Below are 12,626 nucleotides of genomic sequence, written 5' to 3'. Positions count from 1 at the left end.
GCTCGGTGGGTCTTCATCCGATGGGAGTGCAGTTGCGACTGCACCGGCAGTACATGTCTCGAACAAGCAGTCCTCGGCATGCGGGGGCAGGAGAGGACTTCTTACTCACCTCCAAAAACGGGAGTCCTGATGCGATTCCGATTCCGGCATCGACCGCGCAGTTCGGTGATTCGATACCCGAATCACCGCGAGCCTAACCAGGCTCGCACCGCGATCGGCAGGGCGCGAGCCACGTTCTGGAGAGTTCACAACAACGGGCGGCGCGGTCGTGGGATCGACCACAGCAGCGGTCATCCCCTCTCTTCTGGTCCTTTGTCTTTCAGCGCTTTCCGAACCAGTCGAGGCTCTGCCCGTGCGGGCGTGTATACGCCATCGGGACGCCGTTCGATGCAAGTACCAGGTGTACGTCTGCGGGTCCAGCCGGGAGCGCATCGGTGGCGAAATCAACTACTCCCGGCGGCTCGTTGGTAATCCACTCACACGGAAGCTCTCGCATCATGGCAGGGAAAGCCGCACGATCGGTGCGGGCTAGATAGAGCAGGACAGCACTGCCGAAAACGATGACGGGTATATCGGAGGGAGCTTCGTGGACCAGGTCCGCCAGGGCATTGCTGAGATCGCCCCGCACCAGATGCGGCGGGTTCTCCCGGGCGATGGCGGCGGCACGGCGCAAGCGGTCCAGGCGGTTTCGCTGTTCGGGCCAGACGAGAGATTCCAGCCAGCGCACGTCCTCGGGATCCCGGACATCGAGCGGGTTGAGGTCGATACCCGCGCGGTGCACGACGTTCGGTAGTTCGGTGGGCAGTGGCGGGTTGCCGGTGGTGGCGCATGGCAGGACGACGGTGGAGCGCCCGTCTCGAGGGTCGAGGGCGGGGCCGTCGTCGTAGGTGTAGCTGTACCGGTCGGGGTACAGGCACAGTCCGGCAGAGGCACCGAATTCTATGAGCGCCACCGGATCCGAGCCGTGCCGGGCGAGCAGCGGGAGCAGGGTCGCGGTTCGGCCCACCTCGTTGGTCTGGGTGCGACGGGTCGTGGCGACATCCCGGATCCCGGGCCAGTTGGTGATCAGGAAGTCCTTGAACTCCTCGAATGGCCCCACCGTCACGCCCAGGTAGCGGGCCGCACCGAGGATCAGGTTGGGCTGGCGCTTGTGCACGGGCAGGGTGTCGATGAGGGCGAGAAGCTCGGTATCCCCGGCGATTCCGAGGCACCAGTGCTCGTAGCAGGGCGAGTAGCCCCGTACCTCCTGCTCGGCGAATGCCCGGTATCGATCGGCGGTTTCCATCCTGCCTCCCCCACATCGGCTTTCACGAAAAAGGGCGTCCGCGGCAGTTGCCGGGACGCCCTTATCGATAGCACCTGTCAGAGCATGCAGCTCACGCAGCCCTCGACCTCGGTTCCTTCCAGGGCCATCTGGCGGATGCGAATGTAGTAGAGGGTCTTGATGCCCTTGCGCCAGGCGTAGATCTGGGCCCGGTTGACGTCGCGGGTGGTGGCGCTGTCCTTGAAGAACAGGGTCAGGGACAGGCCCTGGTCGACGTGCTGCGTCGCCGCGGCGTAGGTGTCGATGATCTTCTCGTAGCCGATGTCGTAGGCGTCCCCGAAGTATTCGAGGTTGTCGTTGGTCAGGTAGGGGGCCGGGTAGTAGACACGGCCGATCTTGCCTTCCTTGCGGATCTCGATCTTGGACGCCACCGGGTGGATGGAGCTGGTGGAGTGGTTGATGTAGGAGATCGAGCCGGTCGGCGGCACCGCCTGCAGGTTCTGGTTGTAGATGCCGTGCTCCATGACCGACGCCTTCAGCGCCCGCCAGTCGTCCTGGGTCGGGATGTGGACGCCGGCGTCGGCGAAGATCTGGGCGACGCGGTCGGTCTTGGGCTCCCACGCCTGGTCGGTGTACTTGTCGAAGAACTCGCCGGTGGCGTACTTCGAGTCGGCGAAGCCGCCGAACGCCGAACCCCGCTCCATCGCAATCAGATTCGAGGCACGGATCGCGTGGTAGGCGATCGTGTAGAAGTAGATGTTGGTGAAGTCCACGCCCTCTTCGGAGCCGTAGTGGACCCGCTCGCGCGCCAGGTAGCCGTGCAGGTTCATCTGGCCCAGGCCGATGGCGTGGGACTCGTTGTTGCCCTGCTCGATCGAGGGCACCGAATAGATGTGGGTCTGGTCCGACACCGCGGTCAGCGCGCGAATCGCGACCTCGACCGACTTGCCGAGGTCCGGCGAGTCCATGGTCTTGGCGATGTTCAGCGAACCCAGGTTGCACGAGATGTCCTTGCCTACCTTGGCGTAGGACAGATCGTCGTTGAACTCCGACGCGGTGGAGACCTGCAGGATCTCCGAGCACAGGTTGGAGTGGGTGATCTTGCCCGCGATCGGGTTGGCCCGGTTCACGGTGTCCTCGTACATGATGTACGGGTAGCCCGACTCGAACTGCAGCTCGGCGATGGTCTGGAAGAACTCGCGAGCCTTGATCTTGGACTTGCGGATGCGCTTGTCGTCGACCATCTCGTAGTACTTCTCGGTCACATTGATGTCGGCGAACGGCACGCCGTAGATGCGCTCCACGTCGTACGGCGAGAACAGGTACATGTCCTCGTTCTTCTTCGCCAGCTCGAAGGTGATGTCCGGAATCACCACACCCAGCGACAGCGTCTTGATGCGGATCTTCTCGTCCGCGTTCTCCCGCTTGGTGTCCAGGAACCGGTAGATGTCGGGGTGGTGCGCGTGCAGGTACACCGCACCCGCGCCCTGCCGCGCACCCAGCTGGTTGGCGTAGGAGAACGAGTCCTCCAGCAGCTTCATGATCGGAATGACGCCGGAGGACTGGTTCTCGATCTTCTTGATCGGCGCGCCGGCCTCACGAATATTGCTGAGCAACAGGGCAACACCGCCGCCGCGCTTGGACAGCTGCAGGGCGGAGTTGATGGAGCGGCCGATCGACTCCATATTGTCTTCGATGCGGAGCAGGAAGCAGGACACCGGCTCGCCGCGCTGCTGCTTGCCCGAGTTGAGGAAGGTGGGGGTGGCCGGCTGGAAGCGGCCGTCCATGATCTCCTCGACCAGCTCGCGCGCCAGGGTCTCGTCACCGGCGGCCAGGGCCAGGGCCACCATGCACACGCGGTCCTCGAAACGCTCCAGGTAGCGCTTGCCGTCGAAGGTCTTCAGCGTGTACGAGGTGTAGTACTTGAACGCGCCGAGGAAGGTCGGGAACCGGAACTTCTTGGCGTACGCCTGCTTGAACAGCTGCTTGACGAACTCACGGGAGTACTGGTCGAGCACCTCGGTCTCGTAGTAGTTCTCGCGCACCAGGTAGTCGAGCTTCTCCTCCAGGTTGTGGAAGAAGACCGTGTTCTGGTTGACGTGCTGCAGGAAGTACTGATGCGCGGCTTCCCGGTCCTTGTCGAACTGGATCTCGCCGTTGGGGCCGTACAGGTTCAGCATCGCGTTGAGGGCGTGATAGTCCAGTCCCTCGGTCGCGGAGTCGCCGCTGACCGGGCGCTCTACGCGGGCAGTCTTTCCGACCGGTGCTGTTGTCGTTGCCAAAACAATCCCAATCCCTCTCGGACGCGCTCGACGTCCTCGGCAGTTCCCATGAGTTCGAAGCGATACAGGTACGGGACCCCTGCCTTACGTGAGATCACTTCTCCCGCATAGCAGTACGTATCGCCGAAGTTCGTGTTGCCGCTCGCGATCACGCCGCGCAGCAGGGCGCGGTTGTGCGGGTCGTTGAGGAACTTGGCCACCTGGCGGGGCACGAATTCCCTGTCGGATCGCTGCCCACCCAAAACGTGCCGACCTCCCCCGTAGGTGGGGACGATCAGCACGAAGGGTTGGTCGACGCGAAGCGAGTCAGCGGTGTGAAGCGGTATGCGAACGGCGGGCAGGCCCAGTCGTTCGACGAAGCGGTGCGTGTTCTCCGAAGCGCTCGAGAAGTAGACCAGATTCGGTGTCGCGCTGGACATCTCGGTCATCTCCCCTCCTTTCGATTCGGACGAACCTGCAGGAGGCCGCCGGCCCTGACCGGCGGCGCGGCGTCAGGCGACGGCGACGATGTCGGCCAGAGCCTTGATGCGGTCCGGGCGGAAGCCGGACCAGTGGTCGTCACCGGCGACGACGACGGGGGCCTGCAGGTAGCCCAGGGCCATGACGTAGTCGCGGGCTTCGGGGTTCTCGGAGATGTCGATGACGCTGTAGTCGACACCAGCCTTGTCGAGGGCGCGGTACGTGGCGTTGCACTGGACACAAGCGGGCTTGGTGTAAACGGTGATGGTCATTGGTATCCCCTTCTCCTTAGCCTTTGATCTGTCTGCAGTGCACGGCTCAAACAAGATCCACGTAGTAAGTGCGCAAACCCCTGGAAGTGGAACCGAAGCCCCTGGTCGCTCGGTGAACTTCGAGGTGTTCACCTAGTGGCCTTCCAGCTCCCAAGACACTACACCTAGTGGCCGACAGATTCATACAACACGACATGTTGCGACTCACAAAGGTGAAATTCCGGTGTCGTAAGTACCTGGACACTCGATTCGCAACTCGACACGACTGCGACGCACATCACAATTTCGGCATTCAGTTCATTTCCAGCAAACACACCATCACCGCTGAACAACACCCATCCCACGAGTCACAGCAGACTCGAGCGACCACCCGGTTTGCCACCCCGCCGAGCCCTGCCCCCAATTCCAGGGCCCCCGGTCCGCTCGGCGTGTCGCGGCATTTGCGCCGCTCTACCGGATGGTGAAGGACGCGCCGTCGATCGGACCGGGCGTCAGCAACCGATTGGTGGCCGCGATCCCATAGGCCTCGGCGTCATAGGCCGCCAGTGGCAGACCGTCGATGGTGATGTCGGTGAAGGTGATCGGATCGAAACCGGGCAGCGCGCCGCTGAGATGGCCCTCGACGATGATCTCCGCGGTGTGGGCGGGTACCGGAGAGGCGGAGACCGTGGTGCGGGACCACTTCGCGGTGCGGTTCTCCAACGTCATGACGTAGCGCCCGTTGTCCCAGCTGACCACCGAATGCATGATGTCGCCCGGCCGGACCGCCACGTCGTCGTAACTCACCGGCGCGTCCGGGTAACGTTCCCACCAGCCGTCGACCTGCGTATCGGGGGTGCAGGAACCACCGAGGAGACCGAGCGAGCACAGGCCGTCCGCGGCCGCGCCCAGCAGGTCGGACAGCTTGCCCCCGGCGTTCATGACCACCCCGGCCAGGTCCGGATCGGCGTACGCCACGCCCGCGGCGGCGGATTCCACCTGCAGACCCGGCAGGGCCGCGTACACGGCCACGTCACTGGCGCACAGGGATTCGACGCCGGTCTGCACGAGCGGGAGTGCGACCTGGCCATCGAGCCCGGCGGCGCCGTTCAATCCCACCCAGGGCACCACGCGCTGCAGGATGCCCGGATTGAGACAGTCCACCCGCGGCTGCACCCAGGTGGCGCTGACCTCCCGGAATTCCCCCCGCACCACGTACCCGGCCCAGTTGCCCAGATAGAGACGGACATACGACTCGGCCGCCGCGTCGGCGGCATTGACCACCACCGAGGCGGCCGAGACGGCCAGGGTAACCGCCATGAAACAACGGCCTAACAGAGTGTTGCCCGTTGATAGCTTCATGGTGTGACCGTAGCCCGATTTGTCCGGGAAAAGCTATAGGCCACGAATCAAAAGCCGTGGCCTTGTGCTGAATTCAGCGAGTAATCACTGCGTATGCCAGGCGTTCGCCCAACCTGTCAGGCGTTCGCTCGCGCGTTGGCGGTCTCCGCCAGCAGGTGCACGGTGGCAGCCAGCTGGGTCAGGGCCTCCGCATCGTCGGCCGGGTGGGTCTCACCGAAGCGCTGGCCGATGACGCCGAAGTTCAGCGACGCCTCCTCGACCACCTTCGCACCGGCCACGCCGAGCGCCTTGACGGCGTCGTCGTGCGACCACTTGGCGGCGTTCGGGCTGATGGACGCGGAGATGACCGCGGCCGGGAAATCCTTGAGCACGCCCGCGCCGTACGGACGGGAGGCCCAGTCGATGGCGTTCTTCAGCACGGCCGGCAGGGTGCCGTTGTATTCGGGGGTCACCAGCAGCAGGGCGTCCGCGGCGGCGACGGCGTCACGCAGCGCCTGCGCGGTGGCCGGGACCTTGCCCTCGGCGTCGATGTCCTCGTTGTAGAAAGGAATCTCACCGAGGCCCTCGTAGATCGCGAGCTCGACGCCCTCCGGGGCGGCCTTCGCAGCGGCCTCGGCGAGGCGGCGGTTGATCGACGCGGCGCGGAGGCTGCCGACCAGAACGAGAATGCGGGTCTGCGACATGATGATCACTCCAAGGGTTACTGATTCAGCAGCGGAACTTTCGATAGACTGTAACCGGACTGCAGTCCGGTTACATTCCCTGGTAGGAGCACACAGCCTGTGACACGCGACACCTCACCGGATGAGGTCGTTCCGGCCCTGCCGAGCATCGCGCTGCCGATCGAACCCGTCGGCACGCAGCGGCCCCCCGCGCACTCGGTGCCGCTGCTCATGCCCGGCAGCAGCCACGAGCGCAGCGACGCCGCCCGCAACCGGCAGCTGCTGCTCGACGCCGCCGAACAGCTGGTCCGCCAGTGCGGCGCGGATGGCGTCACCATGGACGCGGTCGCCAAGCTCGCCGGCGTCGGCAAGGGCACGGTGTTCCGGCGCTTCGGCAATCGGGCCGGGCTCATGCTGGCACTGCTCGACCAATCCGATCAGAAACTCCAGTGGGCCTACATGTTCGGGCCGCCGCCACTGGGCCCGGGCGCGCCACCGGTGGAGCGGCTGATCGCCTTCGGGCGGGCGCGCCTGGCCCTGGTCGAGGTGGAGGGCGACGTGCGCAAGAACGCCGACATCGGCGGGCAGTACTCCGGCCCGCCCTACAACATCGCGAAAACCCATGTCGCCCTGCTGCTCCGGCAGGCCGGCGCGCCCGGCGACATCTCGCTGACCGCGGACACGCTGCTGGCCAGCCTGGACGCCGGGCTGGTGCTGCACCAGATCCGCGAATTGCGCTACACCCTCGACCAGGTGGGCGATCACTGGGAACACCTGGTCCGGCAGGTGACCGCTCCCGTCGGTCAATAGCGCCGCCGGCCGTTCAGTAGAGTGTGGCCATGGGGAACCTGCGCGCACAGATCATCGCCGAATTGGGCGTCCTGCCGGACATCGAACCGAAAACCGAAGTGCGGCGGCGCATCGACTTCCTCAAGGATTATCTGCGCTCCACGCCCGCGACCGGTTTCGTGCTCGGCATCAGCGGCGGCCAGGACTCCACCCTCACCGGCCGTCTGTGCCAGCTGGCCGCCGAGGAGCTGCGCGCCGAGGGCCACGACGCCACCTTCGTGGCCGCGCGCCTGCCCTATGGCGTCCAGTTCGACGAGGAAGACGCCCAGATCGCCCTGCGGTTCATTCAGCCCGATCGGTCGGTCGTGGTGAACGTCAAGCCCAGCGCGGACGCCGCCGCCGGAGAAGCCGCCCTCGGCATCGTGGAACTGCACGAGGAGCCCCGCCTGCGAGACTTCGTGCGCGGCAATATCAAAGCCCGCGAGCGCATGCTGCTGCAGTACGCCATCGCCGGTCAGCTCAATATGCTGGTCGTCGGCACCGACCACGCCGCCGAAGCGGTCACCGGCTTCTTCACCAAGTACGGCGACGGCGGCGTCGACATCACCCCGCTGACCGGTCTCACCAAGCGTCAGGGCGCGGCGCTGCTCCAGGAACTCGGCGCGCCGCCGAGCGTCTGGCAGAAGGTCCCGACCGCCGACCTCGAGGACGATCGCCCCTCCCTGCCCGACGAGGAAGCCTTGGGCCTCAGGTACTCCCAGATCGACGACTACCTCGAGGGCAAGCCCGTCGCCCCCGAGGTCGCCGAGCGGGTCGAGACCATCTTCCGGAACACCCGCCACAAGCGCACCGTCCCGGTGACTCCGCTCGACACCTGGTGGAAATAACCCGCTCCGGACCTCGTGCCCGCTGCGCTCACGCGCGGCGGGCACAGCTGTGAATCGAGCAGCGGGCGCTGCTCATTTCTGATCCGCGTCCTCGATGAGGCGGCGGTGCAGCTCGGCCGTCATGGCGTGAATGGCCCGGGTCAGTTCGGTATTGGTCTTGAGCTCGAGTTCCTGCTCCTGGAAATCGTGATCGGCCTTGGCCTGCTGGAAATCGGCCTGGCGGTTCTGGCCGATCATGACGAAGGTGGACAGGAAGATCGCTTCCAGGGAGACCACCAGGGTCAGGGTGGGCCAGGGGCTCTTCTCGAGGAAGATCATCCACACCGCGAAGCCGATCCCGTGGATGTAGACGAAGGGCATCGAGCCCGCGAACTTCGTGATCCAGTCCGCAACGCGCAACTGGAAACTGGCGGCACGATCCTGCCGCACTCTCGCGACGGCGGGGTGCTGGGGCCGGGGGGCGTGCGTCATTCGGATCGGTCTCCTGGCGAGGGCGTGCGGGGACCGGCGAATGTTAGCGCCCGGCAGTGAAATTCGCGGCGGCGCGTCGCCGTGCCACGGGTCAGCCGCCCGCGAACGGGGGCAGCACGTCCACGCGCGGGGAGAGGGGGGTGGCCGCGTCGCGGGTGAGTTCGTCGCCGATCAGATAGGCGCAGACCTTCAACATGGGGTCCAGCTTCGGGCCGTAGACCGCCGAGAGGGTGGTGCGCAAGTCGGCGACGGTGGCCCCGGACGGCAGGTCCAGGGTTTCCTTCTCCTTGCCGACCGCATCGGCGATCGCGGCGAAATAGCGGACCTCAACCACCGATGGCTCCCATCGTTCGTTCGGGCGGGACGAAGCCGGCGGCGTCGATGCCGTGCCCGGCCGATTTGTTCCACATGGCGCCACGCCACAGTCCGGCGATATCGGCGTCGGTCGCGCCGGACCGCAGCGCGGCGCGAATGTCGTACTCCTGATCACTGAACAGGCAGGAGCGGATCCGGCCATCGGCAGTCAGGCGGGTGCGGTCGCAGTCCGCGCAGAACTTGCGGGTCACCGAGGCGATGATGCCGACGGTGGCCGGGCCGCCGTCGACCAGCCAGCGTTCGGCGGGCGCGGAGGGATCCTCGCGGCCGGTCTCGGTCAGGTCGAAGCGGGTGCCGAGCACGTCGAGGAGTTCGGCGGCGGTGATCATATTGGCGCGCGCCCACTCGTGGTCGGCGTCCAGCGGCATCTCCTCGATGAACCGCAGCTCCGCGCCCTCGTCCAGGCACCACTGCAACAGGTCGGCCGCGCCGTCCAGGGTTTCGCGCATGAGCACCGCGTTGACCTTGAGCGGGGCGAGCCCGGCCGCGATGGCGGCGCGGATCCCGGCCAGCACCGAATCGAGCCGATCCCGGCGGGTGAGCCGGTGGAAGCCGTCGCGGTCCACGGTGTCGAGCGAGACATTGATGCGCCGCAGCCCGGCCGCGGCCAGTCCGCGCGCCCGATGCTCGAGCCCGACGCCATTGGTGGTCATGGCGAGCGGCGTATCCGGCAGCGCCGCATGGCAACCGGCGATGATGCTTTCCAGATCGCGCCGCATGAGCGGTTCGCCGCCGGTGAATCGCACCTCGTGCACACCCAGTTCGCGGACCGCGAGCGTCACCAGGCGCACGATCTCCTCGGTGGAGAGCAGTTCGTCGGCGGGGATGGGTGGCAGACCCTCCTCCGGCATGCAGTAGGTGCAGCGCAGCGAGCACTTCTCGGTGATGGATACCCGCAGGTCCCGCGCGACCCGGCCGAAACGGTCCAGCAGCAGGGGCGTGTCCGGGCGTCCGTCCATCGCGGGCCGCCCGGTTCGCACAGCGGGCATACCCATCGCGACCACGGTCATTGCACCATTATTGCCGGGACCGCAAGTGTTCGTAGATTCCTACGAGGCGAGCCCGGCGAACAGCCGGTCACGGCCTGGAGGATCCACCCGCGTATAGGCTCACCGGCATGAGTTCCCGGCACGCGCTAGCCCCGGCCCGACCCGTCGACGACCACCGCCGACGCATCGAGGATGTGCTCCGGCCGCTGGCCGGACGCGCCGCCGAGACGGTGCCGATGGACCGGGCGCTGGGGCGGCGGCTGGCCGTGGATGTGTACGCGCCCCTGGATCTGCCGGTGTTCCGGAACTCGGCCATGGACGGGTACGCGGTGCTCGCGGAGTCGGTGGCCATCGTCCCCGCGACCCTACCGCTGGTCGGCGTGGTGGCGGCCGGGAACACCGAGCAGCTGACGCTGCCCGCGGGCAGCGCCGTCAAGGTGATGACCGGCGCACCCGTGCCGCCCGGGGCGGACTGCGTGGTGCCGGTGGAGCACACCGAGTCCGACGGCGTCACCGTGACGATCCGAACCAGCCGTGCCAGTGGCGATTTCGTGCGCGAGCCGGGCACCGACGTACGCGCCGGGCAGTTGCTGGCGGCCGCGGGCACCCTGCTGCGACCCCGGCACATCGCGGCGCTGGCGGCGGTCGGGCTGGGCGAACTGCCGGTGCGGCGACCCGTGTACGCGGCGGTCCTCACCACCGGTGACGAACTGCGACCCGCCGGGGCGACCCTGCTGCCCGGCCAGATCTTCAACTCGAACGGCATCGCACTCGCCGCGGCCCTCACCGACAACGGTGTCGAGGTGGTGTCGGTGGCGCATTCGACCGACGACCACGACGAGTTCCGGGCCCGGCTGGCCGAGGCCGTGGCGCAGGCCGATGTGGTGTTCACCTCCGGCGGCGTCTCCATGGGTGACTTCGAGGTCGTCAAGGAGGTGCTGTCGGCGCGGGGCGGCGAATTCGGCTCGGTGGCAATGCAACCCGGCGGCCCGCAGGGGCTGAGTATGGTGGACGGGGTGCCGGTGCTGAGCTTCCCGGGCAATCCGGTGAGCACCATGGTGTCCTTCGAGGTCTTCGCCCGCCCCATCCTGCGCGAGCTGGCGGGTCTGCCCGCGCTGCCGATTTCCGAACTGCCACTGCTGGAACCGGTCCGCTCCCCCGCCGGGAAGCGGCAGTTCCTGCGCGGCAAGCTCGCCGAGGGCGGGGTGGCGCTGGTGTCGGGTCAGGGCTCGCATCTGATCGCCGCCATGGCCCACGCCGATGTCCTCATCGATGTTCCGGCCACCGCGACCGAGCTGCCGGCGGGCACGATTGTCGAGGTCCGGCCGCTGTGAACGACACGTCCTGCCTGTGCCAAGGTGGTTGCCATGAGTGAGTTGTCGCATGTCGACCGTGAAGGTCGCGCCCGCATGGTCGATGTGAGCGCGAAGGCCGACACCGCGCGCATCGCGGTCGCCGCGGGCGAACTGCAGACCACCGCCGAGGTCGTCCGGCTGGTCCGCGCCGACGACATGCCCAAGGCCGATGTGCTCAGCACCGCGCGCATCGCCGGCATCAACGGCGCGAAGAAGACCTCCGAGCTGATTCCGCTGTGCCATCAGCTGGCGCTGTCGTCGGTGACCGTGAACTTCGGCTTCACCGACACCACCATCACCATCGAGGCGAGCGCCAAGACCAAGGGGCCGACCGGCGTCGAGATGGAGGCGCTGACCGCGGTCGCGGTCGCGGGCCTCACGCTGCACGACATGGTGAAGGCGGTCGATCCGGCGGCGACCCTGAACGGGGTGCGGCTGATCACCAAAGAGGGCGGGAAGCACGGACATTGGGTGCGGCCGGAGGCCGAGGTCCACCACGGCGAGCACCAGCGCCGGCACGAGAAGCGCGAAAAGACCGCTGCCGCAACGACTCCGCTCGCGGGCGCGGGCCGGACGGCCACCGTCGTGGTCGCTTCGACCGGGGTCGCCGCCGGTAGCCGCGAGGACACCACCGGCCCCGCCCTGACCGAATGGCTGGGCGCGCAGGGCTTCTCGGTGCGCGGGCCGCTGGTGTTCGCGGACGCCGATATCGCCTTCGGCCTCGCGGATGCACTGTCCACCGAGCCGGATCTGGTCATCAGCACCGGCGGCACGGGGGCCTCCCCCACCGACGGCACCCCGGAGGCGACGCTGGCCCTGCTCGATCGGGAGCTGCCGGGCGTGGCCGACGCCATCCGCCAGGCGGGCACCGCCAAGTTCCCGCTCGCCGCGCTCAGCCGGGGCGTGGCGGGCCTGGCCGGACGCACCGTGATCGTCAATCTGCCCGGTTCGCCGGGCGGGGTGAAGGACGGCATGGCCGTGATGACACCGCTTCTCGAACATCTGCTGGCCCAGGTGGCCGGAGGAGGCAGCCATGAGTGAACTGCTGGCCCGGATCAGCGATCAGCCGCTGGATCCGGCCGAGGTGGAGCAGGCGGTGAGCGGGCCCGAGCACGGCGGCATCGTGGTGTTCACCGGCAAGGTGCGCGATCACGATGGCGGGCAATCGGTTTCGGCGCTGGAGTACTCGGCGCACCCGCAGGCCGAGGAGTTCCTGCGCAAGGTGTGCGCGGAAGTCGCCGAGTCCTCCGGACTGCCGGTGGCGGCCGTGCACCGCGTCGGCCCCCTGACCATCGGAGATCTCGCGATCGTCGTCGCCGTCGCCGCGCCCCACCGCGCCGAAGCCTTCACCACCTGCGCCGAACTGGTCGACCGCATCAAGCACGAGGTCCCCATCTGGAAGCGCCAGATGTTCACCGACGGCCTCTCGGAATGGGTCAACGCCTGCGGGTGATCCGACCGGCACAGGGTCGGTTGATCG

General features: G+C 67.1%; 14 protein-coding genes. 5 read left to right on the top strand and 9 right to left on the bottom strand.

Going from position 1 to position 12,626, the window contains the following annotated elements:
* Nucleotides 1-319 precede the first annotated feature (319 nt).
* From ABZV44_RS12285 to ABZV44_RS12260, 6 genes are all read right to left on the bottom strand, one after another.
* Nucleotides 320-1,285: a DUF2332 domain-containing protein gene (locus tag ABZV44_RS12285; RefSeq protein WP_354835096.1), complete on the bottom strand. Its 966-nt coding sequence runs from the start codon at nt 1,283-1,285 to the stop codon at nt 320-322.
* A 77-nt stretch (nt 1,286-1,362) separates the two neighbouring features.
* Entirely contained in the window at nt 1,363-3,468 is a 2,106-nt protein-coding gene (nrdE, locus tag ABZV44_RS12280) for a class 1b ribonucleoside-diphosphate reductase subunit alpha (RefSeq protein WP_354835350.1), read from the bottom strand.
* 35 nt (nt 3,469-3,503) lie between these two features.
* Nucleotides 3,504-3,974: a class Ib ribonucleoside-diphosphate reductase assembly flavoprotein NrdI gene (gene nrdI / locus ABZV44_RS12275; RefSeq protein ID WP_354835094.1), complete on the bottom strand. Its 471-nt coding sequence runs from the start codon at nt 3,972-3,974 to the stop codon at nt 3,504-3,506.
* Nucleotides 3,975-4,037: 63 nt separating this feature from the next.
* Nucleotides 4,038-4,277 (bottom strand): redoxin NrdH, encoded by a 240-nt coding sequence (locus ABZV44_RS12270; RefSeq protein WP_040860114.1) that lies wholly within the window; start codon nt 4,275-4,277, stop codon nt 4,038-4,040.
* 450 nt (nt 4,278-4,727) lie between these two features.
* Entirely contained in the window at nt 4,728-5,576 is an 849-nt protein-coding gene (locus ABZV44_RS12265) for a G1 family glutamic endopeptidase (protein ID WP_354835092.1), read from the bottom strand.
* 158 nt (nt 5,577-5,734) lie between these two features.
* The gene (locus ABZV44_RS12260; protein WP_354835090.1) at nt 5,735-6,301 is read right to left on the bottom strand and encodes an NAD(P)H-dependent oxidoreductase; all 567 of its coding nucleotides are present in this window, start codon (nt 6,299-6,301) and stop codon (nt 5,735-5,737) included.
* 210 nt (nt 6,302-6,511) lie between these two features.
* Between ABZV44_RS12260 and ABZV44_RS12255 the strand changes: the two genes are divergently transcribed.
* A complete protein-coding gene (locus ABZV44_RS12255) occupies nt 6,512-7,090 on the top strand; it encodes a helix-turn-helix domain-containing protein (RefSeq protein ID WP_354835348.1) in 579 nt (192 codons plus the stop codon).
* Between the two features lie 29 nt (nt 7,091-7,119).
* The gene (nadE, locus tag ABZV44_RS12250; RefSeq protein ID WP_354835088.1) at nt 7,120-7,956 is read left to right on the top strand and encodes an ammonia-dependent NAD(+) synthetase; all 837 of its coding nucleotides are present in this window, start codon (nt 7,120-7,122) and stop codon (nt 7,954-7,956) included.
* A 72-nt stretch (nt 7,957-8,028) separates the two neighbouring features.
* Here nadE and ABZV44_RS12245 read toward each other — a convergent pair whose 3' ends face one another.
* The 3 genes from ABZV44_RS12245 to moaA form a co-directional block, all read right to left on the bottom strand.
* Nucleotides 8,029-8,427: a DUF1003 domain-containing protein gene (locus ABZV44_RS12245; protein WP_354835086.1), complete on the bottom strand. Its 399-nt coding sequence runs from the start codon at nt 8,425-8,427 to the stop codon at nt 8,029-8,031.
* Between the two features lie 91 nt (nt 8,428-8,518).
* Nucleotides 8,519-8,761 carry a MoaD/ThiS family protein gene (locus tag ABZV44_RS12240; RefSeq protein WP_354835084.1) on the bottom strand — a complete coding sequence of 81 codons (243 nt, stop codon included), beginning with the start codon at nt 8,759-8,761 and terminating at the stop codon, nt 8,519-8,521.
* Nucleotides 8,754-9,812 carry a GTP 3',8-cyclase MoaA gene (moaA, locus tag ABZV44_RS12235; RefSeq protein WP_354835082.1) on the bottom strand — a complete coding sequence of 353 codons (1,059 nt, stop codon included), beginning with the start codon at nt 9,810-9,812 and terminating at the stop codon, nt 8,754-8,756. Before moaA ends, ABZV44_RS12240 begins: the two co-directional genes overlap by 8 nt.
* Nucleotides 9,813-9,919: 107 nt before the next feature.
* Here moaA and glp point away from each other — a divergent pair, with 107 nt between their 5' ends.
* The 3 genes from glp to ABZV44_RS12220 are packed head-to-tail and all read left to right on the top strand — an operon-like array spanning nt 9,920 to nt 12,599.
* Nucleotides 9,920-11,125 (top strand): gephyrin-like molybdotransferase Glp, encoded by a 1,206-nt coding sequence (gene glp / locus ABZV44_RS12230; RefSeq protein WP_354835080.1) that lies wholly within the window; start codon nt 9,920-9,922, stop codon nt 11,123-11,125.
* A 33-nt stretch (nt 11,126-11,158) separates the two neighbouring features.
* Nucleotides 11,159-12,187 carry a bifunctional molybdenum cofactor biosynthesis protein MoaC/MoaB gene (moaCB, locus tag ABZV44_RS12225; protein WP_354835078.1) on the top strand — a complete coding sequence of 343 codons (1,029 nt, stop codon included), beginning with the start codon at nt 11,159-11,161 and terminating at the stop codon, nt 12,185-12,187.
* Nucleotides 12,180-12,599, top strand: coding sequence for a molybdenum cofactor biosynthesis protein MoaE (locus tag ABZV44_RS12220; RefSeq protein WP_354835076.1), 420 nt, complete (start codon nt 12,180-12,182; stop codon nt 12,597-12,599). Before moaCB ends, ABZV44_RS12220 begins: the two co-directional genes overlap by 8 nt.
* The last annotated feature ends 27 nt before the right edge of the window (nt 12,600-12,626 follow it).

The organism is Nocardia sp. NPDC004860 (assembly GCF_040609015.1).
GTDB lineage: Bacteria > Actinomycetota > Actinomycetes > Mycobacteriales > Mycobacteriaceae > Nocardia.
The sequence above is the reverse complement of the archived record's forward strand: the minus strand, read 5'-3'. Positions and strand labels throughout refer to the sequence as shown.

Excerpts from the sequence above, each read along its gene's own strand:
- ABZV44_RS12270 (WP_040860114.1), bottom strand. The coding sequence starts at position 4,277 with ATGACCATCACCGTTTACACCAAGCCCGCTTGTGTCCAGTGCAACGCC.
- ABZV44_RS12265 (WP_354835092.1), bottom strand. The coding sequence starts at position 5,576 with ATGGCGGTTACCCTGGCCGTCTCGGCCGCCTCGGTGGTGGTCAATGCC.
- glp (WP_354835080.1), top strand. The coding sequence starts at position 9,920 with ATGAGTTCCCGGCACGCGCTAGCCCCGGCCCGACCCGTCGACGACCAC.
- nrdI (WP_354835094.1), bottom strand. The coding sequence starts at position 3,974 with ATGACCGAGATGTCCAGCGCGACACCGAATCTGGTCTACTTCTCGAGC.
- ABZV44_RS12245 (WP_354835086.1), bottom strand. The coding sequence starts at position 8,427 with ATGACGCACGCCCCCCGGCCCCAGCACCCCGCCGTCGCGAGAGTGCGG.
- ABZV44_RS12285 (WP_354835096.1), bottom strand. The coding sequence starts at position 1,285 with ATGGAAACCGCCGATCGATACCGGGCATTCGCCGAGCAGGAGGTACGG.
- ABZV44_RS12260 (WP_354835090.1), bottom strand. The coding sequence starts at position 6,301 with ATGTCGCAGACCCGCATTCTCGTTCTGGTCGGCAGCCTCCGCGCCGCG.
- ABZV44_RS12255 (WP_354835348.1), top strand. The coding sequence starts at position 6,512 with ATGCCCGGCAGCAGCCACGAGCGCAGCGACGCCGCCCGCAACCGGCAG.
- nadE (WP_354835088.1), top strand. The coding sequence starts at position 7,120 with ATGGGGAACCTGCGCGCACAGATCATCGCCGAATTGGGCGTCCTGCCG.
- moaCB (WP_354835078.1), top strand. The coding sequence starts at position 11,159 with ATGAGTGAGTTGTCGCATGTCGACCGTGAAGGTCGCGCCCGCATGGTC.
- moaA (WP_354835082.1), bottom strand. The coding sequence starts at position 9,812 with ATGACCGTGGTCGCGATGGGTATGCCCGCTGTGCGAACCGGGCGGCCC.
- ABZV44_RS12220 (WP_354835076.1), top strand. The coding sequence starts at position 12,180 with ATGAGTGAACTGCTGGCCCGGATCAGCGATCAGCCGCTGGATCCGGCC.